The sequence below is a fragment of the Fictibacillus halophilus genome, from assembly GCF_042680145.1.
Lineage (GTDB): Bacteria > Bacillota > Bacilli > Bacillales > Fictibacillaceae > Fictibacillus > Fictibacillus halophilus_A.
This window is the reverse complement of record NZ_JBHTNQ010000001.1, coordinates 2,523,530-2,549,512: the sequence shown is the minus strand read 5'-3', so window position 1 is coordinate 2,549,512 and position 25,983 is coordinate 2,523,530. Positions and strand designations below refer to the sequence as shown.

The 25,983-nt window shown below is 41.3% G+C and carries 29 protein-coding genes; 25 read left to right on the top strand and 4 right to left on the bottom strand.

All coding sequences use genetic code 11. The annotated features are described in order from the left end of the window. Window positions 1–67 precede the first annotated feature (67 nt). The 10 genes from ACFQ4X_RS13105 (at window position 68) to ACFQ4X_RS13060 (ending at window position 10,111) form a co-directional block, all read left to right on the top strand. Window positions 68–1,693, top strand: a complete 1,626-nt coding sequence (locus ACFQ4X_RS13105) for a tetratricopeptide repeat protein (protein WP_379835765.1) — start codon at window positions 68–70, stop codon at window positions 1,691–1,693. Between the two features lie 84 nt (window positions 1,694–1,777). Beyond that, window positions 1,778–2,734 (top strand): thioredoxin-disulfide reductase, encoded by a 957-nt coding sequence (gene trxB, locus ACFQ4X_RS13100; RefSeq protein ID WP_379835763.1) that lies wholly within the window; start codon window positions 1,778–1,780, stop codon window positions 2,732–2,734. A gap of 453 nt (window positions 2,735–3,187) precedes the next feature. After that, entirely contained in the window at window positions 3,188–3,646 is a 459-nt protein-coding gene (locus ACFQ4X_RS13095) for an NUDIX hydrolase (protein WP_379835761.1), read from the top strand. 52 nt (window positions 3,647–3,698) lie between these two features. Beyond that, the gene (gene rapZ / locus ACFQ4X_RS13090) at window positions 3,699–4,574 is read left to right on the top strand and encodes an RNase adapter RapZ (RefSeq protein ID WP_379835759.1); all 876 of its coding nucleotides are present in this window, start codon (window positions 3,699–3,701) and stop codon (window positions 4,572–4,574) included. After that, window positions 4,575–5,525 (top strand): gluconeogenesis factor YvcK family protein, encoded by a 951-nt coding sequence (locus tag ACFQ4X_RS13085; protein WP_379835757.1) that lies wholly within the window; start codon window positions 4,575–4,577, stop codon window positions 5,523–5,525. 37 nt (window positions 5,526–5,562) lie between these two features. Next, entirely contained in the window at window positions 5,563–6,504 is a 942-nt protein-coding gene (whiA, locus tag ACFQ4X_RS13080; protein WP_379835755.1) for a DNA-binding protein WhiA, read from the top strand. A 43-nt stretch (window positions 6,505–6,547) separates the two neighbouring features. Further along, entirely contained in the window at window positions 6,548–6,805 is a 258-nt protein-coding gene (locus tag ACFQ4X_RS13075) for an HPr family phosphocarrier protein (RefSeq protein ID WP_379835753.1), read from the top strand. A 135-nt stretch (window positions 6,806–6,940) separates the two neighbouring features. Next, the gene (locus ACFQ4X_RS13070) at window positions 6,941–7,240 is read left to right on the top strand and encodes a hypothetical protein (protein ID WP_379835751.1); all 300 of its coding nucleotides are present in this window, start codon (window positions 6,941–6,943) and stop codon (window positions 7,238–7,240) included. A 237-nt stretch (window positions 7,241–7,477) separates the two neighbouring features. Beyond that, window positions 7,478–9,019, top strand: coding sequence for an anthranilate synthase component I (gene trpE / locus ACFQ4X_RS13065; RefSeq protein ID WP_379835749.1), 1,542 nt, complete (start codon window positions 7,478–7,480; stop codon window positions 9,017–9,019). A 114-nt stretch (window positions 9,020–9,133) separates the two neighbouring features. Continuing rightward, entirely contained in the window at window positions 9,134–10,111 is a 978-nt protein-coding gene (locus tag ACFQ4X_RS13060) for a zinc-binding dehydrogenase (RefSeq protein WP_379835747.1), read from the top strand. Window positions 10,112–10,163: 52 nt separating this feature from the next. Here the strand turns inward: ACFQ4X_RS13060 and clpP are convergent, their stop codons facing one another. Together clpP and yvfG are read right to left on the bottom strand one after the other, a co-directional pair. Next, window positions 10,164–10,766, bottom strand: a complete 603-nt coding sequence (clpP, locus tag ACFQ4X_RS13055) for an ATP-dependent Clp endopeptidase proteolytic subunit ClpP (RefSeq protein WP_379835745.1) — start codon at window positions 10,764–10,766, stop codon at window positions 10,164–10,166. 220 nt (window positions 10,767–10,986) lie between these two features. Beyond that, complete coding sequence (gene yvfG, locus ACFQ4X_RS13050; RefSeq protein ID WP_379835743.1) at window positions 10,987–11,202, bottom strand: protein YvfG; 216 nt, start codon at window positions 11,200–11,202, stop codon at window positions 10,987–10,989. A gap of 335 nt (window positions 11,203–11,537) precedes the next feature. Here yvfG and cspD point away from each other — a divergent pair, with 335 nt between their 5' ends. The 9 genes from cspD to eno all read left to right on the top strand — a co-directional run bounded on the left by cspD (window position 11,538) and on the right by eno (window position 21,691). Further along, a complete protein-coding gene (cspD, locus tag ACFQ4X_RS13045; RefSeq protein WP_066245685.1) occupies window positions 11,538–11,738 on the top strand; it encodes a cold-shock protein CspD in 201 nt (66 codons plus the stop codon). A 197-nt stretch (window positions 11,739–11,935) separates the two neighbouring features. Further along, window positions 11,936–13,261 (top strand): RNA polymerase factor sigma-54, encoded by a 1,326-nt coding sequence (rpoN, locus tag ACFQ4X_RS13040; protein WP_379835741.1) that lies wholly within the window; start codon window positions 11,936–11,938, stop codon window positions 13,259–13,261. A gap of 351 nt (window positions 13,262–13,612) precedes the next feature. Then, window positions 13,613–13,858, top strand: a complete 246-nt coding sequence (locus ACFQ4X_RS13035) for a glutaredoxin family protein (protein WP_379835739.1) — start codon at window positions 13,613–13,615, stop codon at window positions 13,856–13,858. Window positions 13,859–14,141: 283 nt separating this feature from the next. Beyond that, a complete protein-coding gene (locus tag ACFQ4X_RS13030; protein WP_379835737.1) occupies window positions 14,142–15,164 on the top strand; it encodes a sugar-binding transcriptional regulator in 1,023 nt (340 codons plus the stop codon). A gap of 81 nt (window positions 15,165–15,245) precedes the next feature. Continuing rightward, window positions 15,246–16,253, top strand: coding sequence for a type I glyceraldehyde-3-phosphate dehydrogenase (gene gap / locus ACFQ4X_RS13025; RefSeq protein WP_066292564.1), 1,008 nt, complete (start codon window positions 15,246–15,248; stop codon window positions 16,251–16,253). Between the two features lie 127 nt (window positions 16,254–16,380). Continuing rightward, complete coding sequence (locus tag ACFQ4X_RS13020) at window positions 16,381–17,565, top strand: phosphoglycerate kinase (protein ID WP_379835735.1); 1,185 nt, start codon at window positions 16,381–16,383, stop codon at window positions 17,563–17,565. A 270-nt stretch (window positions 17,566–17,835) separates the two neighbouring features. Further along, entirely contained in the window at window positions 17,836–18,594 is a 759-nt protein-coding gene (gene tpiA / locus ACFQ4X_RS13015) for a triose-phosphate isomerase (RefSeq protein WP_379835733.1), read from the top strand. Next, window positions 18,591–20,123 carry a 2,3-bisphosphoglycerate-independent phosphoglycerate mutase gene (gene gpmI / locus ACFQ4X_RS13010; RefSeq protein ID WP_379835731.1) on the top strand — a complete coding sequence of 511 codons (1,533 nt, stop codon included), beginning with the start codon at window positions 18,591–18,593 and terminating at the stop codon, window positions 20,121–20,123. Before tpiA ends, gpmI begins: the two co-directional genes overlap by 4 nt. 275 nt (window positions 20,124–20,398) lie before the next feature. Next, window positions 20,399–21,691, top strand: coding sequence for a phosphopyruvate hydratase (gene eno, locus ACFQ4X_RS13005; protein WP_379835729.1), 1,293 nt, complete (start codon window positions 20,399–20,401; stop codon window positions 21,689–21,691). Between the two features lie 166 nt (window positions 21,692–21,857). On the opposite strand, the gene ACFQ4X_RS13000 is transcribed toward eno, so the two are convergent. Continuing rightward, window positions 21,858–21,944 carry a putative holin-like toxin gene (locus ACFQ4X_RS13000; RefSeq protein WP_379837162.1) on the bottom strand — a complete coding sequence of 29 codons (87 nt, stop codon included), beginning with the start codon at window positions 21,942–21,944 and terminating at the stop codon, window positions 21,858–21,860. A 186-nt stretch (window positions 21,945–22,130) separates the two neighbouring features. Further along, window positions 22,131–22,304, bottom strand: a complete 174-nt coding sequence (locus ACFQ4X_RS12995; RefSeq protein ID WP_379835727.1) for an asparagine synthase — start codon at window positions 22,302–22,304, stop codon at window positions 22,131–22,133. Between the two features lie 182 nt (window positions 22,305–22,486). On the opposite strand from ACFQ4X_RS12995, the gene ACFQ4X_RS12990 reads away from it, so the two are divergent. From ACFQ4X_RS12990 to ACFQ4X_RS12965, 6 genes are all read left to right on the top strand, one after another. Beyond that, complete coding sequence (locus ACFQ4X_RS12990; protein ID WP_379835725.1) at window positions 22,487–23,188, top strand: FHA domain-containing protein; 702 nt, start codon at window positions 22,487–22,489, stop codon at window positions 23,186–23,188. 219 nt (window positions 23,189–23,407) lie between these two features. Further along, complete coding sequence (locus ACFQ4X_RS12985) at window positions 23,408–23,674, top strand: hypothetical protein (protein WP_379835723.1); 267 nt, start codon at window positions 23,408–23,410, stop codon at window positions 23,672–23,674. A gap of 44 nt (window positions 23,675–23,718) precedes the next feature. Further along, the gene (locus ACFQ4X_RS12980) at window positions 23,719–24,051 is read left to right on the top strand and encodes a hypothetical protein (RefSeq protein ID WP_379835721.1); all 333 of its coding nucleotides are present in this window, start codon (window positions 23,719–23,721) and stop codon (window positions 24,049–24,051) included. Between the two features lie 88 nt (window positions 24,052–24,139). Beyond that, window positions 24,140–24,379 (top strand): preprotein translocase subunit SecG, encoded by a 240-nt coding sequence (gene secG / locus ACFQ4X_RS12975; protein ID WP_379835719.1) that lies wholly within the window; start codon window positions 24,140–24,142, stop codon window positions 24,377–24,379. Window positions 24,380–24,520: 141 nt separating this feature from the next. Next, a complete protein-coding gene (locus ACFQ4X_RS12970; RefSeq protein WP_379835717.1) occupies window positions 24,521–25,210 on the top strand; it encodes an alpha/beta hydrolase in 690 nt (229 codons plus the stop codon). A 12-nt stretch (window positions 25,211–25,222) separates the two neighbouring features. Continuing rightward, complete coding sequence (locus ACFQ4X_RS12965; RefSeq protein ID WP_379835715.1) at window positions 25,223–25,969, top strand: alpha/beta hydrolase; 747 nt, start codon at window positions 25,223–25,225, stop codon at window positions 25,967–25,969. The last annotated feature ends 14 nt before the right edge of the window (window positions 25,970–25,983 follow it).

Here is a 25,983-nt window from a genome sequence, read left to right as displayed (position 1 = left end):
TTGAAAACTTTGTGAACTGAACGATAAAGAAGTAAAGAGTTTACATAGTAGATGGGGGAACTAGTATATGTATAAAAGAAAAAGGGCCAGTGAAGCAGGCGGCCGCGTTCTTCCCTTTATCCAGGATGGGGACTATTTTTTCGAAAAAGGAATAAAAGCCTATAATAGGCGTGATTTATATACAGCAAAAAAAATGTTTGAGCGGGCCGTGACCTTCCAGCCGGAAGAGCCCTCTTTTTTATGTCAGCTAGCTTCAACTCTTGCTGAGATCGGTGAATATGAAGAATCCAACAGGCATTTATTGAACGTAATCGAGAGTGGATCTGATATGTCAGAATGCCACTTTTTCCTTGCGAACAATTTTGCTCATTTAGGCATGTATTCTGATGCAGAAGAACATGCTTTGTTATACATGCAATACGATCCAGACGGTGAGTTTGTCGATGACACGCAGGAATTGCTTGATCTGATCAGTCTTGAAACAGGCAGCAAGTCAACGAACGGTCTGCCTCTTTCGACAGAAGAGGAGCTGATCAAATCTCATGATGAGGCAAGGCAATCAATCGAGCGCGGTGATCTTCCTCTTGCACAAGAGCAGCTCCGTGAGATTATCGAAAATCACCCGAAGTTTTGGGCAGCATACAATAATTTAGCTCTCACGCATTTTTATAAAAGTGAATTTGATGAAGCGATGGATGTTCTTCAGGATGTACTGGATAAGAATCCTGGAAATCTTAATGCTTTATGTAATTTAGCGATCTTTTTATTCCATTTAGGAATGGACGAACCTGGCGGGAAACTTGTGGATCGGCTAAAAATGGTGCACCCGATGCACCCGGAGCACAGATACAAGCTCGGAAACACGTTTGGTCTTTTAGAGGAGCATGTTTATGCGAATAAATGGCTGCAAACGTTAAGAAAATCGTCGTTCATTTATGATCCTGTAACGACTCATATGCTTGCCGTTTCTTATTACGCGCTCGGACATAAAGAGCTTTCTTTAAAAACGTGGAAAAAGGTGCTCGAATTAGATCCAGAAGGCAATGTTGCACCATTTTATATGGAAAAAGCACAAAACGATGAACTGACGGTGTCAGGCGGAGACTATCAGTACCGCATTCCCGCGAACAAGCAGAACAAGCCGAAAAAAGACCGCCAGATTAAAGCTATGGAACATATCCAGCATGTACGTAAAGGGCTGGAAAAAAACAAAATCACGCATTTATTTCTACTTAGAGGGAATAAAAATGAAGAGGCCTACGAGACTCTTCGTGATTTTTGCATGCGCAAAGAAGAATCTCTTTTTGTAAAAGAAATTGCTGCAAATATCATGCTTGAGCACCATCCGGAGCTCCTGGTTAAACTAGCACATGAAGAAGCTCTCGTAGAAGTAGGGAGTCCTTCAGCTCTATTAACACAGGCACTTGATGTTCTTCAGATTGTTAAAGAAAGCGGCTCTGCAATCGATGAGCAAGTTCTTTTTTACTGGTCAGAAGCTATAAAGCTCTCAGAGGTTAAAGGCGAGAAAATCTTTGATAATGAAAAAGCAATCGCAGCGGCGATCGATCACTTAGCACGTAAGCAAAGAGGTAAATCGACTCAAAAAGCAATCGCTGAATTGTACGATGTTTCGGTTTCTGTCCTCTCCTTAAGGATTAAAAAGCTGATCAGCTGGGTAAATCGCAACGTATGAGCAGAATCTTGGACTTTGCTCTTATGAGCCGATAGGATAGACGTATAGTAAATAAGAATTTCCTTATATAAGGAGTGTACTTTAATGAGTGAAGAAAAAATTTATGATGTAGCAATATTAGGTGCAGGACCAGCGGGTATGACGGCTGCAGTTTACACATCCCGTGCGAATTTGGATACGATTATGATCGAACGCGGAATTCCAGGCGGACAGATGGCAAATACAGAGGACGTTGAGAACTACCCTGGATTTGACCATATTTTAGGACCAGAACTTTCAAACAAAATGTTTGAACACGCAAAAAAGTTCGGTGCTGAATACGCGTATGGTGATGTAAAAGAAATCATCGACGGTGAAGAATATAAGACGATCAAAGCAGGCAGCAAAACATACAAAGCCCGCTCGATTATTATTTCTACAGGTGCCGAATATAAAAAGCTTGGTGTACCTGGTGAAAAAGAATTATCCGGCCGCGGTGTATCTTATTGTGCGGTTTGTGACGGAGCGTTCTTTAAAGGCCGTGAACTGGTTGTAGTCGGCGGTGGAGACTCTGCAGTTGAAGAAGGCGTGTACTTAACACGTTTTGCTACAAAAGTAACCATCGTTCACAGACGTGATAAACTTCGTGCTCAAAAGATCCTTCAGCAGCGTGCGTTTGACAATGATAAGATCGATTTCATTTGGAATCATTCTTTAAAAGAAATTCACGCTGAGAATAACAAAGTAAGCAATGTAACCCTTGTAAATACTGAAACTGGAGAAGAGTCAGATTTTAAAACAGACGGTGTATTCATTTATATCGGGATGCTTCCGCTAAATGCAGCATTCAAAGACCTTGGTATCACAAACGAAAACGGTTATGTAGAAACGAACGAACAGATGGAAACGAAGATCCCAGGTATCTTTGCTGCTGGTGATATTCGTGAAAAAACGCTTCGTCAAATTGTTACGGCAACAGGTGATGGAAGTATCGCTGCACAAGCTGCACAGCACTATGTGGAAAATTTGGCTGAAAAGTTAAAAAACGTAACTTCTAATTAATCAACTTGTAACAGTGGTGAAACAATTGTGGGGTAATATAAAAATAAGAAATTGACCCCCTTTTTATAAAGGCAAGACTTTGACACGGAGCTATGCTTCGTGTCCTTTTTTTATGGCTCTTGTTTTTTGAAGACACTTCTTTAGCAAGTTGATTGGAGCGCAAGGTGCGAGACTCCTGCGGGATTAGCGGGACAGGTGAGACCCCGCCGGCGTTGAATCCGACGAGGGGGCTCACCGCACGCCCCCGCGGAAAACGAGCATCCTGGAGCGGAGATCAACCACATGCTAAAAGCAACAAAGCTTTATTTCTAGAATTTTTTCACATAATAAGACGAAAATGATACTTTAAATCTAAGAATACTAAATACGTTGAACCCTTGAGGCGTCTGTATTGTGAGGGGTTACATAATTTAGTATACTAAACGATATAGACAAAGCCCTGAGGTGAAATAAGTGCAAAGAGTAACAAACTGTGTGTTAATCAAAGATAATCAAGTGCTTTTGCTTCAAAAGCCAAGACGGGGCTGGTGGGTAGCACCCGGCGGTAAAATGGAGTCTGAAGAGTCGATCCGTGACACTGTTATCCGGGAATACCGGGAAGAAACAGGTATTTATTTAAAGAACCCGCAATTAAAGGGTGTTTTTAATTTTATTATTAAACAAGGTGACAAAATCGTATCGGAATGGATGATGTTTACCTTTTTAGCAACAGATTCAGAAGGTGAAGCGCTAGAAGAATGTGAAGAAGGAAAATTAGCCTGGAAGTTGGTTGATGAAGTAAGAGAACTTCCGATGGCACCAGGGGATCATCACATTTTGGATTATGTGACAAAAGGAAGCAATATGATTTTTGGCACATTCACGTATACACCTGATTTTGAGTTGCTTTCCTATCGATTAGATCCGGCTTAACATGGAGCCGGCAGCATAAGAAATTGAACATAGTTTACAGGGGGGATATGGCATGGAAAAACAAGACGTACAAATGGTGATTATTACAGGAATGTCAGGAGCCGGAAAAACGGTGGCCATGCAGAGCTTCGAGGATTTAGGCTTCTTCTGTGTAGATAATCTGCCGCCTGCACTACTCCCTAAATTTGTAGAATTGATGCAAGAATCTGCCGGCAAGCTGAATAAGGTTGCACTCGTAATGGACCTTCGTGGCCGTGAATTCTTTGATCAGTTGTTTTCAACGCTTGACCAGCTTGCGGTCTCATCAGACATCCAGCCGCAGATTTTATATTTAGACTGCAAGGATGCTACACTTGTCCGCCGGTATAAGGAAACGCGCCGTTCGCATCCGCTGGCGAAAAGCGGAAATCCTCTTCAAGGCATCACGCAGGAACGTGAAATGCTGGAAGAGCTAAAGGGAAGAGCTCAGCAAGTACTCGATACATCAGACCTTAAACCGCTGCAATTGCGTGAGCGCATCATTCAGCGCTATTCTGCGAACGCTGCACATCCGTTTACGATCAATGTCATGTCATTTGGTTTTAAGTATGGCATGCCGATCGATGCTGACTTGGTATTTGACGTTCGTTTCTTGCCGAACCCTCATTACATTGAGCATATGAGACCGAGAACAGGGCTCGAGCCGGATATATCTGAGTATGTTTTAAAATGGCCGGAAACAAATAAATTTTTAGAGAAGCTGCTTGACCTTCTTCACTTTATGGTTCCGCAATACAAGCGTGAAGGAAAGAGCCAGCTTATCATCGGAATCGGCTGTACAGGCGGGAAGCACCGTTCTGTAGCCCTTGCTGAATATATCGGAAACGCGCTGTCCAAAGAATACGTTACATTTAGCAGCCACAGAGATATGGGAAAGGATAAAGTATAGATGAAGAAGCAGCCGAAAGTGGTAGTGCTTGGCGGAGGAACGGGTCTTTCTGTTCTCCTTCGCGGTTTGAAGCGCTATCCTGTAGATATTACTGCTATCGTTACGGTTGCAGATGACGGCGGCAGCTCAGGAAGACTGAGGAGGGATTATGACATGCCCCCTCCTGGCGACGTCAGAAACGTGATCGCTGCGCTTTCTGAAGTAGAGCCGCTTGTAGAAAAAATGTTTCAGCACCGGTTCAAGGTAGGTGACGGTATAACTGGTCACTCGCTCGGGAACCTTCTTTTAGCTGCAATGCACGATATTACGGGAGACTTTTTAACAGGAATCCGGGAACTTTCCCGCGTTTTAAACGTAAGAGGTCAAGTACTGCCTGCAGCGAAGAACAGTATTATTTTAAGTGCTGAATTAGAAGATGGGACGATTGTACAGGGGGAATCTAAAATCCCGCTGTCGAATAAAAAGATTAGAAGAGTTTTCTTAAATGATGAACATATCGAACCGCTTCGTGAAAGTGTTAAAGCCATTCAAGAAGCAGACCTTATCGTAATCGGACCAGGAAGTCTTTACACGAGCATTCTGCCGAATCTTCTCGTTGGCGGAATTTCAAAGGCCATTCGCGAGGCAACGGCACCTAGAGTGTATGTATGCAACGTCATGACACAGCCGGGTGAGACAACTGATTACACAGCAGGAGATCACATTCAGGCTTTAATCGATCATGTAGGACATAATTTTATAGATGTCGTAATCGTGAATAATGAAACGATACCTTCTGAGTTTCTGGATCTTTATCTTGAAGAAGGTGCATCACAGGTTTTATTTGATGAGGAGCGTCTAAAGTCGTTCGGCATCGGCTTAGTCTGCGATAATATCATTCAGTATGGAACGCTCGTCAGACATGATGCAAGACGAGTATCTGATCTGCTATTAGGACTAATTGAAAAGTAGTTAAGTTTAGGGAACAAAAAGAGAGGTGGTGAAGCAGATGTCATTCGCTGCAGATACAAAGAAAGAATTAACGCAGCTTGAACTGAAGGACTGCTGTAAAAAAGCAGAGCTGGCTGCATTGATTCGAATGAATGGCTCCATCTCTTTCAGCAACAGAAAGCTGATTCTAGATATTCCAACTGAGAACGCTGCAATTGCAAGAAGAATTTATACGCTGATTAAGCGTGTGTATCCTTATCACGTTGAGTTGTTAGTACGAAAAAAGATGCGCTTGAAAAAGAACAACGTTTACATCGTACGTGTTTCAGAAGAATCGAGAGCATTGTTGGAAGATTTGAAGATTATTGACGGGTCGTTCACGTTTACCCGCAATATTGCAGAGGAATTTAATAAAAAAAGCTGCTGCCGCCGTGCATATATGAGAGGAGCTTTTCTAGCTGGTGGTTCGGTGAACCATCCTGAGACAAGCTATCATCTTGAGATTTTTTCCATGTACGAAGAGCATACGGTTGCATTGGCTGAACTGATGAATAAGTTTACGCTGAAAGCCAAAGTGCTTGAGCGTAAAAAAGGTTACATCATTTATTTAAAAGACGGTGAGAAAATTTCAGAGTTCTTAACACTGATCGGCGCTCACCATGCTGTTCTATTCTTTGAAGATATTCGTATTTTAAAAGATATGAGAAATTCGGTTAACCGCCTTGTAAACTGCGAAACAGCAAACTTGAACAAAACCGTTGGAGCCGCTATGAGACAGGTGGAAAATATTAAATACATTGAAGATCAGGTAGGGCTCGAAGTGCTTCCTGATAAGCTGCGTGAAATTGCGAGGCTGCGTGTAACACATCAGGAAATAACGCTGAAGGAGCTGGGAGAGATGGTATCATCCGGCCCCGTTAGCAAATCAGGTGTAAATCACCGATTGCGAAAAATTGATGAAATTGCAGAGAAACTTAGAACAGGTCAACCCATCAATTGATGTTTCGATATAAAGAGAAGAAGGCTAGAGGAGGTAGAATAGAATGGTTGAGAAAAAGGTAACTGTGCAGTTAAAAAGCGGACTTCAAGCACGACCGGCAGCGCTTTTCGTTCAAGAAGCAAACCGTTTCACTTCAGATGTGTTCGTTGAAAAAGAAGGCAAGAAAGTAAATGCAAAAAGCATAATGGGGATCATGAGCTTAGCAGTCGGCTCTGGCTCTGAGCTTTTGTTAGCAGTGGATGGTCCTGATGAAAATGAAGCGATCGAAGCCCTCGCAGAGTTTGTCTCAAAAACTGAGTAGGGGTCTGACCCCAGACAAATACAAACCGCCATTTTGTCCATACGAGGAGGACAAAATGGCGGTTTTTTTATTTTGCAGGGTTGGCCACACACAATTTCTTAATATAGTGATAAAGAGGAAAGGGAGGCGATTGCTTTGGAGCATATGAGTATTATGTATGACTGGTCGTTTGCCGCTGGTATAACAATGGTAAATATCCTCTTAACCCTTTATATCCTTAAACCAAAGAAAAGCACGCTAAGAAGAATCTATTGGGTGTTCATGCTTATTTTTATTATCATCTATCCTCTTGCATTGCTAGTTTATTCATTTGCAGATCCGTCAAACCCAGGTCTCTTCTTAAGCCTTGCTTTCGGGATTACCGCAACCTTCAGCATCCTATTATTTTTCAGTGTGTGCTGGATCTGGGTCATCAGGCATTCCTTTTACCGCTGATTCAGTTCAAAGCACTGCAAACAGTTGACAGACAAAGGGCTAGCCTTTATATTAATCACTAATCAGGAGAATAGCAGTTAGTTGAGATGAGTGGAGAGAAGAGAGCATAGCTTGAGCTGAGTTGAGAGTATTTAATCCTTGATTAGACCTCTTTCTTAGTTTATTAATGTTGCATTAAAAACAAGCCTCCGCTGTAACAAGCGAGAGGCTTTTATTATTTGAAAGAGGTGGTTGAAAATGTTTACCCCATCAATAAAGGACGTCGTATCTCTTACAAAACAAAATTATAATGTCATTCCGGTCGGTTTTACGTACCTTTCCGATCATGAAACGTGTATTTCACAATTTGAAAAGGTCCGTCATGAAAATTATTCGTTTTTACTCGAAAGTGTAGAAGGCGGAGAACGCTGGGCAAGGTACTCTTATATTGGCAGAAAGCCCTTCCTGGTAATCTCCTCAAAAGGGTATGAAGTGAATCTAACCTACTTAAACGATAATAAAAGCAAAACCATGCAAGAACAAGGTTCTCCTTTAGATATAGTGAAGAAACATATATCACGCTATAAATCTCCCAAACTCTCTGAATTGCCGCCATTTACAGGAGGCGCTGTCGGATTCTTCGGATATGATCTTATTCATACTTTCGAAAATGTCCCTTCACCGCCCACTCCATCCAACCAGTCGAATGAAATGGAATTTTTATTTACAGATGAAATGATCGTTTTTGATCACCTTAAACAAAAAACTACGATTCTTTGCAATATGCATATTGATCCTGACGATCAAGAACACACCATTCAAAAGAAATATGAACAAGTTTGCGCAAACATCCGTAAAACCTATCGTGAATTGCAGGAACCTTTAAAAAAGACATCTATAAAAAGCGATTTTGACTTTGAAAAGAATAAGCGAACCGGAAATGTCCGTTCTTCCCATACGAAAGAAGAGTTCTGCTCAATGGTGGAAAAAGCAAAGGAATATATCAAAACAGGTGACATCTTTCAAGTCGTTCTGTCACAGAGGTTCGAGCAGAAAACAGAAGCAGATCCCTTTGATGTGTACAGACTGCTTCGTTCGATGAACCCTTCACCGTACATGTATTATTATAAGTCGAAAGATACCTATATCGTTGGAGCGTCACCTGAACTTCTTGTAAAAGTGGATAACGGCTGCATTGAGAACCGGCCTATCGCAGGAACAAGACCTAGAGGAAAAACACGGGAAGAAGACTTAGCATTTGAAGAAGACCTTTTGGCAGATGAAAAAGAACGCGCGGAACATGTGATGCTCGTTGACTTAGGCCGGAACGATGTTGGCCGGGTGAGCGAATTTGGCACAGTAAAACTTGATTCTTATATGGAGATCGAACGATATTCCCATGTAATGCACATCGTTTCACATGTTAAAGGAAAAATGCAAAGGGATAAAGATTTCTTTGATGCCCTTCGTTCATGTATGCCAGCAGGTACCGTATCAGGTGCTCCAAAGGTAAGAGCTATGCAGATTATCTCCGAACTTGAAAAAGAAGCACGGGGCGTCTATGGAGGAGCAATCGGCTACCTAGGCTTTAATGGCCAAATGGACTCTTGTATCGCCATTCGGACAATCGTTTTCCAAGGCGGAAAAGCATATGTCCAAGCTGGAGCAGGAGTCGTAGCAGATTCTGTACCAGAACGGGAATACGAAGAAACCGTAAACAAAGCCAAAGCCATGCTCAAAGCAATCGAAGGGGGGACAGACCCCAGACAAATACAAATCCCCAGTTTGTCCATTCAGTGAGGACACCAAATAAGCTGAGCATTTTTCTACTCGTGTTCTTTGAAAATGGATATACTGTCCCTTGTATTAATTTTTTGATTATACAAACTCAGAACGTAAAGGGGACTTATATAGATGAAAGCTTTGTTGCTTGAAGATAAAAATATGTGGCGTGAAATGAAAGTAAGTGAGACTGAGAAACCTGCTCCTGGACCAGGTGAAGTACTTGTTAAAGTAAAAGCTGCTGGTCTTAATCCGGTAGACTACAAAACCGCAACCAACGGCAATCCGAATTGGTCATATCCGCACATTTTGGGAGTGGATGCAGCAGGCGTTATTAAAGAAACAGGCGAAGGTGTATCAGAATTCCGAAAAGGTGACCGTGTATTTTATCATGGCAATCTGACGAAAAAAGGCGGATTTGCAGAATTTGCTGTAACAACTGCTCACACTGTTGCAAGAATACCTGATGAGTTATCTTTTGAAGATGCTGCTGCTCTTCCTTGTGCTGGTATGACAGCTTATCAAGCTTTAATACGTAAAATGAACCTTCAGAGCGGAGAAACCATACTTATTCATGGTGGCGCAGGCGGTGTAGGCGGATTTGCAATCCAGCTTGCCAAAAACATCGGTGCAAAAGTTATTACAACTTGTTCTCCTGAAAATGAAGAGTACGTTAAAGAGCTCGGAGCAGATTACGTTATCTTTTATAAAACAGAAAATGTTCACGCTCGTATTTTGGAAATAACAGAAAATGCAGGTGTGAACGCAGTACTGGATACAGTAAGCCGTGATAATGCTACAGACTCACTCAAAAGCATTGCATTTAATGGCAGAATCGCTTTCATTGCCGGTAATCCAGATTATTCTGCTGTAAAACCTTTTAGCCAGGCTCTGTCTTTCCAAGAAATCGCACTTGGTGCAGCTCATTTTTCAAATAATAGGGAAGCGCAAAAAGATTTAGCAGTAATGAATGAAGAATTGGCTAATCTCGTTGTTGAAAGCAAACTATCTACAAATATTTCAGAAAAAATAACATTAGAAGAAGTGCCGGCTGCGCTTATCAAACTTTCAGAAAGACATGTTAAAGGAAAAATTGTAGCTGTCATTTAAATATTTGCAAAAAAAAACAGGATCGCATTAGCGGTCCTGTTTTTAATAAAACTTATTTTTTAATATCTGTGCTGTCTACTGAAGTGATCAGCTTATCAACTAAACCATATTCTACAGCAGCTTCAGCTGTTAAGAAGTTGTCACGGTCTGTGTCGCGCTCGATAACTTCAAGCGGCTGGCCAGTTTTTTCAGCCAAGATTTTGTTTAACTGTTCACGCATCTGGATAATGCGGCGAGCGTGGATTTCGATGTCGCTCGCTTGACCGCGAGTTCCGCCAAGCGGCTGGTGAATCATTACTTCTGAGTTTGGAAGAACGTAACGCTTTCCTTTTTCACCTGCAGCTAGCAAGAATGCACCCATGGATGCAGCCATACCGATACAGATTGTTGATACATGCGGCTTAATGAAGTTCATTGTGTCATAGATCGCCATACCAGAAGTGATAGATCCACCTGGGCTGTTTATGTATAACGAGATGTCTTTATCAGGATCTTCAGCGGCTAGGAATAAAAGCTGTGCAACGATAGAGTTTGATACGTTGTCATCGATCGCGCTGCCAAGCATAATAATTCGGTCTTTTAATAATCGGGAGTAGATATCGTAAGCGCGCTCCCCACGGTTCGTTTGTTCAATTACTGTTGGAATTAAGTTCATGGAAATCCTCCTTCTCCTTTTTCACTTTAAACTGTACTGTCATCATACAAAAAAGGTCAAACAAGGTCAAACGATATGCTGTTTAACTTTTCAATTCGCCAACATATGCATAATATCCTTCTTAAACCTTATGTATGGGCTATCATCATAATGCCCGCGAGGAGTAGGATTTTAAACCTCTGGATGTGAAAACATTACCCTTTTTCTTTAATAAGTAAGCTTAATTTTGATTTTTGATTTCGATATAAGCCGTTTCTAAATTACGTATGCGGCGAACGATCTCACTGTTTTTATTCAAGTTGTCATTAATAAGTGTCCCAACAATAGAACGGTAATAGGCGTTCATCGCGTGTGTTTTTGTAAAAACATCTTTATTTCTTTCTATATAATGCTGAAAGTTTTCTTTAAAATAAGGTACTGAAAATGCTTCGCTCATGGTATCCTCCTAAATCTAAGTGGAAAGTAAATAATAATGTGTATATAAAACCCTTATCTATCATAGCCTATTCTTGTGCCTAATCAAAATTAAATGAAAAAAATCATCCCTAGTTTTGACAATTGAATTTAGGCATGTTATATTTTATTTAACCATTTACGGTGTGAATATTTTTGGATTTAAAGCGGTCGTACTTTTTGAATAAGAAGTGGAACACTTAAATCCGCTTCTGATTATTCAGATGAGTACGTATTTTTTTATGCCTTTTTATTTACATAGTAATACGGTTAAAAGAGTTAAAACGCTTACATAGCGTTTGTAAGGAGGAAACACCCATGCAAAATGGTAAAGTAAAATGGTTTAACGCTGAGAAAGGTTTCGGCTTCATCGAAGTTGAAGGCGGAAACGACGTATTCGTTCACTTTTCTGCGATTCAATCAGAAGGCTTCAAGTCTCTTGAAGAAGGACAAGAAGTATCTTTCGAAATCGTTGATGGCGAGCGTGGACCACAAGCTGCTAACGTAACAAAACTTTAATAGTAAAGTTTAGAATGCCAGACTGCCCCCGGGCGGTGCTGGCATTTTTTTGTACCCTAAGAATTGTGTGAGAATTGACTGGGGTCTGTCCCGGGACAGACCCCAGTCAATTCTCATTTCAATTCATTCATCGCCAAATTTTGTAGGATGTATAGCGCTTACATCTGTAGTATCATGAATAGGGGGAGGGATACAAAATGGAAATGGGTTTGTACCAACAGCAGAGCATGAATCTCGTCATGACAACTGAACTACGCCAGGCCATCGCCATTTTACAAGTTCCTAGTTATGAACTAACTTCCTATCTGCAAGAGCAGGCGTTAGAAAATCCTTTAATCGAAATCTCCGAGCCTAAAGGCATGTTTACAACACTGAAAAAAAGCGGACGTAAAAATGGAGTCAGCAGTCAATCAGCTGATAAACAGAGTTACGACCATCTGATCATCGAACAAGAAACGCTGTATGACTATCTATATAAACAATCAATCTTGCTTCCTCTTCAGGAAAAGGACCGGAAAATATTTAATTATCTTTTATTAAGCTTGAATGAAAATGGTTATCTGACTGTAACGGCTGAAGAAACGGCAGCTCAATTTACTGCCACCAAAGAGAAGTGTGAAGAACTTATCTCTATGCTGCAGAAGCTAGAACCAACTGGCATCGGTGCCCGCAGTTTAAGAGAATGCCTTTTAATCCAGCTTTCTGAACAAAAACTCGAACGCACATTAAGCTACATAATCGTAGATCAGCATTTAGAGCTGCTGGCAGAACGGAAAATAAAAACCTTATCTGAACTGCTTAATGTCCCCCCGCAGCAGATTGAAGAAGCGGCAGATTTTCTGCAGACATTAGATCCGCGGCCGGGAGCAGCTTTTTCACCAGCCGATGAGCAGTCTTATTTATATCCGGATGTATCAGTGTCAGTGGAAAGCGGGAAGTTTCATATTTCAATCAACGATCAATATTCACCAGTCATGAAGCTGAATGACAGCTATGCATCCCTTTTAAAGGATAAAAATAAAAAGTCAAAATTTATAGATGAATCGTATCAAAAGTTCAACTGGCTTAAAAAAGCTTTAGAGCAAAGAAAAGAAACACTTCTGAAAATTACATCTGAGATCGTTAGAGTCCAAGAGAGATATTTTCATACGTTCGAGAAAAAGGACCTCATACCATTAACGTTAAAAGATGTAGCTGATCAAATAGGTGTGCATGAATCTACTGTTAGCCGTGCGGTGAAGAATAAAGTTTTGCAGACTTCCAAAGGGGCAGTTGAGCTTAAGTCTTTTTTCTCAGCAAAAATATATACACAGGATGGCGGAAGTGCTTCAGCAACATCAGCTAAAACAGAGATAAAAAAGCTGGTAGAAAGCGAGAACAAACTAAAGCCATTATCTGATCAAGTTCTTGCTGCTTTATTAGAACAAAATAGCGGATTAAGCATCTCGCGAAGAACAGTTGCAAAATATAGGGAAGAATTAAATATTCCGTCTTCAGCAAAAAGAAAACGTTACTCTTCATAAATGAAATCCAAGATCTTTTCCAGCTGGAAGAGATCTTTTTCTTTGATTCATTCTAAAGATTATTGCTTTAGTACATTTCTATTGAGTAGGCTTCTTTGACTAGTTGATTGGAGCGTAAGGTGCGAGACTCCTACGGGACGAGCGGACAGGTGAGACTCCTAATGGCGCAAAGCGGCAGGAGGCTCACCGCACGCTCCGTGGAAAGCGAGCAACCTGGAGCGGAGATCAACCACAATCAAGAGCAACAGTGAATACGAAAACAGACTTTCTTAACGGATGAGATCTTTATTCTTTTTTTATAGGTTCTGCTATCATTTAAGTTAAACAATCGTTTAAAAAGGAGAATAAATAATGACCGAAAAAAAAGTTGTTTTTTATACAAAAGAACATTGTCCACTCTGCGATAAGGCGCATAAACTATTACAAGACCTGCAAAAAGAAATACCGTTCACAATTGAAACTGTAGACATTTATAAAGACGACGTACTTCTTGAAAAATACGGATTGATGATTCCTGTTATAGAAGTGGAGGGCGCAGAAATCGGTTACGGTATCATCTCTATTGATAAAGTAAAGAAAGCGCTTACTAATTTTTAATAAGTAAAAGTTGTTGAAATCTAGTGAAAGTATTTGATAATATAAACTTGCCAGAAGGAAATTTGACTTTTTTATGACAAAAAGTTTTTTCTGGCACGTTTGAAATTCATGCGATCAGGGAATTATACAATTGGCAATAACATACTTGGGTAGCACCAAGTTATTTTCTTACGCTAATGGGACAAAAAATGACTAACTGGGACGAAAGGTGTCCAAAGAGGTATCTTTTTTACCCATCATAAACAAAACGTACCGTAATCCCATTAAATCAGGAGAATGTGCAATGAAGAATCTATTAGATGTGCAAAAGAAATTGCTGCCAGACCTTCTGGAAACGATGCGGAAACGTTACAACGTTTTAAATGTGGTAAGAATTCATGAGCCCATTGGCAGAAGAAGCTTAGCCTCGACCCTGAACATGACTGAACGAGTTTTGCGTTCTGAGGTTTCCTTTCTGAAAGATCAAGGGCTTCTAACGATTCAGACGTCTGGCATGTCATTAACTTCAGAGGGGCATGATATTTTAGTAGAACTCTCTGAGATGATGAAAGAATTGTCAGGTTTGCATGTTTTAGAATCAGATCTTAAGGAAATGTTAAATCTGTCTGAAGTCATCGTTGTACCAGGTGACAGTGATCAAGATCTTTGGGTCAAGAACGACATGGGTAAAGCTGCTGCTGACAGGCTTAAGCGTCAGCTGTCAACGAAAAATATCATTGCAGTAACGGGCGGTACAACTCTCGCCTCTGTTGCGGAAATGATGTCACCGATCCAAAAAGGCCAGCAATTACTGTTTGTTCCAGCCCGCGGCGGACTTGGGGAGAAAGTTGAAAACCAAGCCAACACGATTTGCTCAACAATGGCTCAAAAAGCCAATGGCGAATACAGGTTGCTTCATTTGCCGGATCAGCTCAGCAAAGAAACCTATCTTTCTTTAATGGCTGAACCTGGTGTGAAAGAAGTGATGGAGCTCATACACTCCGCTGGTATAGTGCTACACGGGATTGGTGATGCTAAAACAATGGCAGAACGCAGGAATTCCAACCCATCCCTTTTGGAAAAACTGGATGAAGAAAAAGCCGTCGCTGAAGCGTTTGGCTACTACTTTAACCAGCAAGGGGAAGTCGTTCATCGCGTCCGTACGATAGGACTGCAGCTTGATGAGCTTCACAACAGTGATTTCATCATGGCAGTAGCAGGCGGTTCATCTAAAGCAGATGCGATTGCAGCTTTTATGAAACATGGTCCAAAAAAGGTACTCATAACAGACGAGGGAGCTGCCCGAAATCTATTGGGTCGTCCGTAAGTCTATTTTCATTACGTTATTAAGGGTTTTTCCCTTTATATAAAAAATAAATTCTCTCTTAAATCAAGGAGGTCATTTTACATGGCAACAAAAATTGGTATTAACGGTTTCGGTCGTATCGGCCGTAATGTATTCCGCGCAGCATTCAACAACCCTGAGGTAGAAGTTGTAGCTGTAAACGACTTAACAGATGCAGACACTCTTGCTTTCCTTTTAAAGCATGACACTGTTCATGGCAAGTTCGCTGGTTCTGTAGAAGTTAAGGAAAATGCACTAATTGTAGATGGCAAAGAAATCAAAGTTTTAGCTGAACGCGATCCAGCACAACTTGGCTGGGGAGATCTTGGTGTAGAAGTAGTTGTTGAATCAACTGGACGCTTCACAAAGCGTGCAGACGCTGCTAAACACTTAGAAGCTGGTGCTAAAAAAGTAATCATTTCTGCTCCTGCTTCAGATGAGGATATCACAGTAGTTCTTGGTGTTAACGAAGATAAGTACGATGCTGCTAGCCACGATGTTATCTCTAACGCATCTTGTACTACAAACTGTCTTGCACCATTCGCAAAAGTTCTTCACGAGAAGTTTGGCGTGAAGCGCGGTATGATGACAACAGTTCACTCATATACAAACGATCAGCAAATTCTAGATCTTCCACATAAAGATCTTCGTCGTGCTCGTGCGGCTGCTGAGAACATCATTCCTACTTCAACTGGTGCTGCAAAAGCGGTATCTCTAGTGCTTCCTGAACTTAAAGGAAAGCTTAATGGTATGGCAATGCGTGTTCCAACTCCAAACGTATCTCTAGTTGACTTAGTTGTTGAACTAGACAAAGAAGTAACAGTTGACGAAGTTAATGCTGCACTTAAAGCAGAAGCTGAAGGCAACCTAAAAGGAATCCTTGGCTACTCTGAAGAGCCGCTTGTATCAACTGACTACAATGGCGACACTCATTCTTCTACAATCGATGCTCTTTCTACAATGGTTATGGAAGGAAACATGGTTAAAGTTGTATCTTGGTACGATAACGAAACTGGATACTCAAATCGTGTTGTCGATTTAATTGACTATATCGCTAAAAAAGGACTTTAATAGATAGAGAAGAACAATAAGGAGGGGGAGAAGTCATTTTTCAGGGCTTCTACTCCTCTTTCCCATGTGAAATACAAGGGTTGTCATTCTTTTAATCTTTTTGACTGTCAGGAGGTTTCATTTACTTATGAACAAAAAAAGTGTTCGCGACATCGATTTAAAAGGCAAAGTAGTTTTTTGCCGCGTTGATTTCAACGTGCCGATGAAAGATGGAAAGATTACGGATGAAACGCGTATTAACGCAGCTCTTCCAACCATCAAATACTTAACAGAGCAAGGTGCAAAAGTTCTTTTAGCAAGCCACTTAGGACGTCCAAAAGGACAAGTTGTGGAAGAGCTTCGCTTAGATCCAGTTGCACAGCGTTTAAGCGATCTTCTTGGAAAAGAAGTTGTAAAAACGGATGAAGCATACGGGGAAGAAGTAGAAAAAGCATTAGCAAGCCTAGAAGAAGGCGGAGTAATTCTATTAGAAAACGTTCGTTTTTACCCTGGTGAGGAAAAGAACGATCCTGAACTAGCAGAAAAATTCGCAGCTTTGGCAGATGTTTATGTTAACGATGCTTTCGGAGCAGCACACCGTGCGCATGCTTCAACAGAAGGAATCGCAAAACATCTTCCTGCTGTATCAGGTTTGTTGATGGAAAAAGAACTTGAAGTGCTTGGAAAAGCTCTATCAAATCCTGACCGTCCTTTCACTGCGATTATTGGCGGTGCGAAAGTTAAGGACAAGATTGACGTAATTGACAATCTTTTAGACAAAGTAGACAACTTGATCATTGGCGGAGGTCTTGGCTACACATTCATTAAGGCTCTTGGTCATGACGTAGGGAAGTCTCTTTTAGAAGAAGACAAAATTGAAACAGCTCGAGGCTTCATGGAAAAAGCGAAAGAAAAAGGCGTAAACCTCCTGATTGCTGAAGATGTTTTAGTTGCTGATGATTTTTCAAATGATGCTAACACTAAAAATGTAGACATCGATTCTATCCCATCAGACTGGGAAGGTCTTGATATCGGAACGAAAACTATTGAAAAGTACGTAAAGGTTATTAAAGAATCGAAGCTTGTAATATGGAACGGACCAATGGGTGTGTTTGAAATTGACGCATTCGCAAACGGTACTCGTTCTGTTGCAAACGCTCTTGCAGAAGCAACTGATACGTACAGCGTAATTGGCGGCGGAGACTCAGCTGCAGCTGTTGAAAAGTTCGGTCTTGCTGACAAGATGAGTCACATCTCAACAGGCGGCGGAGCTTCTCTAGAGTTCATGGAAGGTAAGGCACTTCCAGGCGTCGAAGCACTTAACGACCGATAAGACAATTGCATGTTTAGAAAAAGGCTTTTTTCATAAGCTTTGTTGCTTTTGTGGGTGGTTGATTTCCGCTCCAGGTTGCTTCGCTTTCCGCGGGGCGGGCGGTGAGCCTCCTGGCGCTTTGCGCCTTTAGGAGTCTCACCTGTCCCACTCGTCCCGCAGGAGTTTCGCACCTTGCGCTCCAATCAACTTTTCAATGATGTCCTATAACGAAAATGACCGGATGCAACAACCTTTTTAGAAAAGAGCCTAAAATTAAAGAGGTGAATTTGAATGCGTAAACCTATTATTGCAGGTAACTGGAAAATGAATAAAACGTTAACTGAAGCACGCAGCTTCGTAGAAGAAGTGAAAGGTCTTGTGCCTTCAGCTGAAACTGTTGATTCTGTAATCTGTGCTCCTGCTCTTTTCCTTGACTGTTTAGCAGACGAAGCAGAGGGTACACCTCTTGCGATTGGTGCTCAAAACATGCACTTCGAGGAGAGCGGTGCTTTCACAGGTGAGATCAGTCCTGTTATGCTAAAGGATCTAAACGTTCAATATGTTATTCTTGGACATTCTGAACGCCGTGAATTTTTTGGCGAAACAGACGAACTGGTTAACCAAAAAACACAAGCTGCATTCAAACACGGATTAACTCCGATCGTTTGTGTGGGCGAAACATTAGACCAGCGTGAAGCTGACAAAACAAAAGATGTCGTTAAAGAACAAACGGAAAAAGGACTTCAAGGTCTTTCAGATGAGCAGATGAAACAAACGGTTATCGCTTATGAGCCAGTTTGGGCAATCGGTACAGGGAAGACAGCATCTTCTGAAGATGCAAATGAAGTTTGTGCTTACATCCGCAGTGTTGTTGCAGAACAATTCTCACAAGATGTCGCAGATGCGGTTCGTATTCAATACGGCGGCAGTGTAAAGCCTGACAACATAAAAGAATTAATGAGCATGTCTGACATCGATGGTGCATTAGTTGGCGGTGCCAGCCTTGATCCAAAATCTTACCTTCAGCTTTTGGAGGGCGTTAGCCGATGAGTAAAAAACCGGTAGCTTTAATCATCTTAGACGGCTTTGCTTGCCGTAATGAAGACAAAGGTAATGCTGTTGCACAAGCGAAAAAGCCCAACTTTGACCGCTACTGGGAAACGTATCCGCATGCACAACTAACTGCAAGTGGGGAAGCTGTTGGTCTTCCTGATGGTCAAATGGGAAATTCAGAAGTGGGTCACTTAAACATTGGTGCAGGACGTATCGTGTATCAAAGTTTGACTCGCGTGAATTTATCGATTAAAGAAGGCGATTTTTACGAAAATAAAACTTTTATCGAAGCCATGAACCATGTGAAGCAAACTGGCAAAGCTCTTCATATCTTCGGTTTGCTGTCTGATGGAGGCATCCACAGCCACATCGAACATATCTTGTCACTGCTTGATCTTGCTAAAAAGCAGAACGTAGAAAAGGTATATCTGCACGGATTCTTGGACGGGCGTGATGTACCGCCTCAATCTGCAAAAGGCTATATTCAAACAACAGTTGATAAGATGAGTGAACTTGGTGTTGGTGAAATTGCAACATTATCAGGACGCTATTATTCAATGGACCGCGACAAGCGCTGGGATCGTGTAGAAAAATCGTACCGTGCGATGGTTTATGGTGAAGGTCCTGATTACAGAGATCCGTTCGAGGTAGTAGAAGACTCTTACAACAATGGCGTTCATGACGAATTCGTCTTGCCGTCTGTTCTGAAAAAAGAAAATGGCGAGCCAGTAGCGACAATTCAAGATGGAGACGCAGTCATTTTCTGCAACTTCCGTCCTGACCGTGCCATTCAAATCTCACAAGTGTTTACGAATGAAGATTTCCGTGGCTTCGACCGCGGAGCAGAGTTTCCAAAGAACCTGCACTTTGTATGCTTAACACATTTTAGTGAAACAGTAGATGGTGACGTAGCATTTAAGCCAACCAACTTGGACAATACGCTAGGAGAGGTTTTATCACAGCAAAACTTCAAACAGCTTCGTATTGCCGAAACTGAAAAATATCCGCATGTAACGTTCTTCTTCAGCGGAGGACGTGAAGCTGAGTTTCCTGGTGAAACTCGCATCTTGATCGACTCGCCAAAAGTAGCAACATACGACTTAAAGCCTGAAATGAGTGCTTATGAAGTTACGGATGCGCTTTTAGGAGAGATTGAAGCGGATAAGCATGACGCAATCATCTTAAACTTTGCCAATCCTGATATGGTAGGTCACTCTGGAATGCTTGAACCTACGATTAAAGCGGTTGAAACAGTTGATGAATGTTTAGGAAAAGTAGTAGATGCGATTATTGCAAAAGGTGGAGCAGCGATCATTACAGCTGACCATGGTAACGCCGATGAGGTTATTACGATGGAAGGCAACCCGATGACAGCTCACACCACAAATCCTGTACCGGTAATTGTTACCCAAGAGGGAGCAGAGCTTCGCCAGGACGGAATCTTGGCCGACCTTGCACCAACGGTTCTAGCTCTTTTAGGCGGCAATCAGCCGAAAGAAATGACAGGTAAAACGTTAATTAAATAGGGCAGCTTTGGTGCACAACGCTGCATAGGGCCATTGTACGAATTGTAGAAGTAGTTGATTTCCGCTCCAGGATGCTCGCTTTCCGCGGGGCGTGCGGTGAGCCTCCTCTGCGCTCTTTGCGCCATCAGGAGTCTCACCTGTCCCGCTGATCCCGCAGGAGTCTCGCACCTTGCGTTCCAATCAACTTGTCTTAGAAGCGTACTCATGTTTAAAAGCAAGAATCTTTAAGAAATGAGCCTTTACATTAAACTTTTTTATTAAAAGGAGAGAATTTTATGTCAACGATTATTGAAATTTATGCTCGCGAAGTCCTCGACTCTCGTGGTAATCCAACAGTTGAAGTAGAAGTTTACACTGAATCAGGTGCTTTCGGACGCGCAATCGTTCCATCTGGTGCTTCTACTGGTGAATATGAAGCAGTTGAGCTTCGTGATGGCGATAAAGAGCGTTACCTTGGAAAAGGTGTTATGAACGCAGTAAACAACGTAAACGAAAACATCGCTCCTGAGCTAATCGGCTTCGATGTATTAGACCAAGTTGGAATCGACCAAACATTGATCGAGCTTGATGGTACTGAAAACAAAGGCAAGCTGGGTGCTAACGCAATCCTGGGAGTTTCCATGGCTGTTGCACACGCTGCTGCTGATTTCTTAAACGTACCTCTTTACATGTACCTAGGAGGATTCAACTCTAAGACTCTTCCAGTACCAATGATGAACATCCTTAACGGTGGAGAGCACGCTGACAATAACGTTGATATTCAAGAATTCATGGTTATGCCTGTTGGTGCTGAAAGCTTCCCAGAAGCACTTCGCATGGGAACTGAAATCTTCCACAGCTTAAAAGCAGTTCTTAAAGAAAAAGGCTTAAACACAGCTGTAGGTGACGAAGGCGGATTCGCTCCTAACCTTGGTTCAAATGAAGAAGCACTTCAAACAATCATGGAAGCAATCGAAAAAGCTGGCTATAAGCCAGGTGAAGAAGTACGTCTTGCAATGGACGTTGCTGCTTCTGAATTGTTCAAGAAAGAAGACGGCAAATACCACCTTTCTGGTGAAGGTGTTGTTAAATCATCTGAAGAGATGGTTGCATTCTACGAAGAGCTTGTTAACAAGTATCCGATCGTTTCAATCGAAGACGGACTAGATGAAAACGACTGGGAAGGCTTTAAGCTATTAACAGAGCGCATCGGTGACCGCGTTCAGCTAGTGGGAGACGACTTGTTCGTTACAAACACAACAAAGCTTTCTGAAGGTATCGAAAAAGGAATCGGTAACTCAATCCTTATCAAAGTTAACCAAATCGGTACGCTGACTGAAACATTTGACGCAATCGAAATGGCTAAGCGTGCAGGCTACACAGCTGTAATCTCTCACCGTTCAGGTGAATCTGAAGACAGCACAATCGCTGACATCGCAGTTGCGACAAATGCTGGTCAGATCAAGACTGGTGCTCCTTCACGTACAGACCGTGTTGCGAAGTACAACCAGCTTCTTCGCATCGAAGACGAGCTAGGCAACCTTGCTGTATACCCAGGAATGAACGCATTCTACAACCTAAAGAAGTAAGTAGTACAAAAGTAGGGGTCTGACCCCAAACAAAGACAAACCGCCATTTTGTCTTTCTGACAAAGACAGCCCCCGGATAGGCGCCTCAGAGCCGCATCCGGGGGCTGTCTTCATTTAATACTGCGAAACTGGCACAAGCTGTTTAACAAACTAAAAACCCTGCTGCTTATCGAGAGCGTCCGCTAGAATGAAGGATGGTAACAATGAGCATTGAGAAACTAATCATCAGGGACATCGTTTCAAAAACAGTCATTTTTGATCCCTCCAATCTTGTTACCTTTAAGATTTGTAAAAGCAGGGTTGTCCTATACGGTACAATCTAAAAATTTTGAAAATAATTATTAAATGTATAAATTCGAAGAAATGACTTACATATAAATAAAGAAAGTGTCCCAAAAGCAAAAACTTTCGGGGCACCTTCATTATAAGAGTTTAGAACCTAACGGCGATGTTCAACAAGGTCAATTACACCAAGTACGACGTGAGCAAGACCGAAACCAAAGATTGTATTGGCAACCATCTTGTTTGTTCCGCGCGACTGTTTTAGCGCATATCCAGTAGCGGTAACTGCTGTTCCTAAAGTTGCAGGAATTAAGCCTTCACGAATATTCATTGCAATATCCCTCCGACATCTTGAGTTTTAGGTTCTGTGGTATCATTACGACACCAATGTTATTGTTGCCTTGCCGGAATAAATGATACTTCCATTCATCCATATCCTTATTTCTTCTAATTTGAGTCATTATCATATAAAATGCTAGTAACAAGTTATTGTTTTTGTACGGGGGAATTAATATGAAACAAAGCTTATACATACGAATTGAAGCGGGAGATCCTTACGATACGGGGAGCTTGATTCCGCTTAAATCCGAGGGTGAAGTTTTAACCTTTGGGAGATCATCACATACAAATGAAACAGATATTTCATTGCTAAGTCCATATGTTTCACGCAATCACGCTGAAATCTTTATACAAGACGGTCAGCCTTTTATTCGTGACTTGGATTCCAAACACGGGACTGAGCTGAATAAAGTAAAGCTGGATCCAAATGTTCCAAAACAGCTGCAATCAGGTGATGTAATCAGTCTGGCAAAAGGTGTTGTTCTGCTAACCTACTTAAATACCGAAACAGCAGAAACAGACTTAACGATGGAATTCACATCACCAATCGAACCGGCTGAAAAGAAAATCACGAACGGGCTGCACATCATTCCTGAACGGCGCCAAATATCAATCGATGGTGAACCTTTATTTTTATCGGGTAAACATACGGATCTGCTCGTTTTTCTCTACAGAAAAAAGAACCAGGCTGTGAGCAGCGACGAAATTAAGATTCAAATCTGGCCTGAAAGAATGGTAGCAGGATCAAATACGCTGCCTGATGTAGGGAACGATGAGATTAATGCTCTAGTCTATCGTTTGCGAAAGAAGCTCGGACCATATGGTGACTCCATTGTTACCGTTCCGCGTTACGGGTATATGCTGCAAATTAAATAAGTTCCGACCACTTAGAAACCTGCACTAGACTTAATGTCATGCAGGTTTTTTTTGTCCTATCAATTCTTTAAACATCTGTTTAATTTTCTGAAACTTATCATCTTCGTATGAGAGAAGAATCATGTAAAAGCCATTTTAGAGTTGATGAAAAGAGAGTAAATTAAGTAAAAGGAAAAAACTCCTTAAATATCGATGTTTCTTCCAAATAGGTGTGGTGAAGTGAAAATGAGGGTAGAGGAAACTATACAGCATCGAAGAGACAGGGCATATCGTTTTCATCTATATTTTGGATTTATCATTCTTTTATTTATTATTTTGATTTTCAGAACGTATGACCTGCAGATTACGAATGGCGAAAAAGCCCGTTTAAAATCAGAAAGCTATGAAGATGTTGTTATAAAAAAATCCATATTCAACGACAACTACTATTCCTCACAGAAGGACACACCATCAGAAACAGACATAAAACAATCAAAAGATCAGTAAAATGAATATGGGGGATGTCCCCATAATGCGAAGAGGGGATGTTTATGATGCAGCCACTTAAACAAGAATCTTCGGATGGTGCAGAAATCAAACAAGAAAAATTGAATCCAATCAGCTTTGTTGGAAAAGTGAAAGAAGCAAAAGGAAGTATGTTTACGATTCATCATAAAAAAACGATGATGAGAGTACAGCTAGATTCCAAAACAGAGCTCCTTGACGGAGATAAGACACTTGATATTGCGCCTGATGAAGCAGTTCAGCCTGGAGTCACAGTTCAAATCGTGGGACTTCTAAATAAAAGGCTTAACGTAATAAGAGCTGTCCGGCTTTATATCTTTCATAAGGAATTTGATATCAATTACTTTGGAACAAATTAAAGAAGGTTCAGAAAAAAACTTTGCCTCGTCCCTTCCACTATGATACATTTATAGTAATGTAACGTGGAACGGTGGAGGTGTAACATTCATGCTAACAGCAGCAAAAATCCTTCTTATTTTAGTATCATTATCTTTAATTGTTGTCGTTGTTCTTCAGTCAGGTCGTTCGGCCGGATTATCAGGAGCGATTACAGGTGGAGCTGAGCAGCTTTTTGGTAAGCAAAAAGCACGCGGTATTGATGCATTGCTTAGTAAACTTACAGTGATTCTTGCAGTATTATTCTTCATTTTGACAATTTTAGTAGCGTATTTCTTACCTACAAATTAATCAGTACTTAAGAGCAGCAGGCGAAACATCGCTTGTTGTTTTTTTAATGTGCAAAAACCGTGGCTCACCATTTCTTATATTGGTTGTGATATGATTTGATACGTACATAAAAGGGTAATCTAAAGTCAAAAAGGTGGTAGTATGATCGGTTGTCTTTGTTTGCATGGCTTTACCGGAGGACCCTATGAAATCGAGCCCATCACAGAGTATCTACAGAAAAATACAGATTGGATACTTTCTGTTCCGACTTACCCAGGGCATGGGACTGAGCTTTCATTAAAGGGCAGAACACACAAAGAATGGCTGCAAGAAGCAGAAAACGCATATCTTGAACTTGAAAAAAAAGCCGATAAAATCTACATCGTCGGGTTTTCAATGGGTGGAATGATCGCAGGGTATCTGGCATCCAAATATGGCTGCGATAAGTTAATCTTGTTGAATGCAAGTGCTTATTATTTAAACCCCGGACAGATGATTAAAGATATAGCGAATATGATGATCTCAGGATTTAATGGTCAGTTAAAAGACCATGAACTCTATAAAAGATACAGGAAAAAGCTGCTTGATACCCCTTTAAGTGCAACAAGGGAATTTCGAAAGCTAGTAAAGCTGCTTAAACCAGAATTATCACAGATCTCAGCACCTACGTTGATTGTACAAGGAGAGTGTGACGGACTTGTACCAAGAAAAAGTGCGGAGTTTTTATATGGGACGATTGCAGCATCCAATAAACGAATTTGCTACTTTAAAGAATCGAAGCACATGATTTGCCATGATGTTGAAAAAGATCAGCTGATCGATGAGGTTTATCAATTTTTAATGAGTGAATAGGAGAGAAACAGCATGAAAATTACAGCACCAAAACCGTTTTTTTTTGAAGGAGGAAAGCGGGCAGTCCTCATGCTGCACGGATTTACCGGCAGTTCAGCGGACGTAAGAATGATGGGGAGATTCCTTCAAAAGAAAGGCTACACGTGCCACGCACCACAATATAAAGGACACGCGGTTCCACCTGAAGAACTCGTCCATACAGGACCAGATGACTGGTGGGAAGATGTAATCGGCGGATACAACCACTTAAAAGAAAAAGGATATGACGAAATTGCGGTTGTCGGACTTTCTCTTGGAGGCGTATTTTCATTAAAACTCGCAACTGAACAGCCTGTAAAAGCCGTTGTCCCAATGTGCGCACCCATGTACATCAAAAGCGAGGAAGTGATGTATAAAGGGGTTTGTGAGTATGCCGAAGAATATAAAAAGCGTGAACAAAAATCTCCTGAACAAATTGAACAAGAAATGGAAGAGTTTAAAAAAACGCCGATGAATACGCTAAAAGCGCTCCAAGAGCTCCTGCAAAGCGTAAGAAATTCAGTAGACCTTGTATACGCACCTACGTTTGTGGTGCAGGCTAGACATGATGAAATGATTAACACAGATTCTGCAAATATTATTTATAACGAAGTTGAAAGTGAAAAGAAAGATTTAAAATGGTACGAAAATTCAACACACGTCATTACATTAGACAAGGAAAAAGAACAATTGCATGAGGACGTATATGCATTCTTAGAAGACCTGGAATGGTCTGAATAGAACCTTTTCCTTAA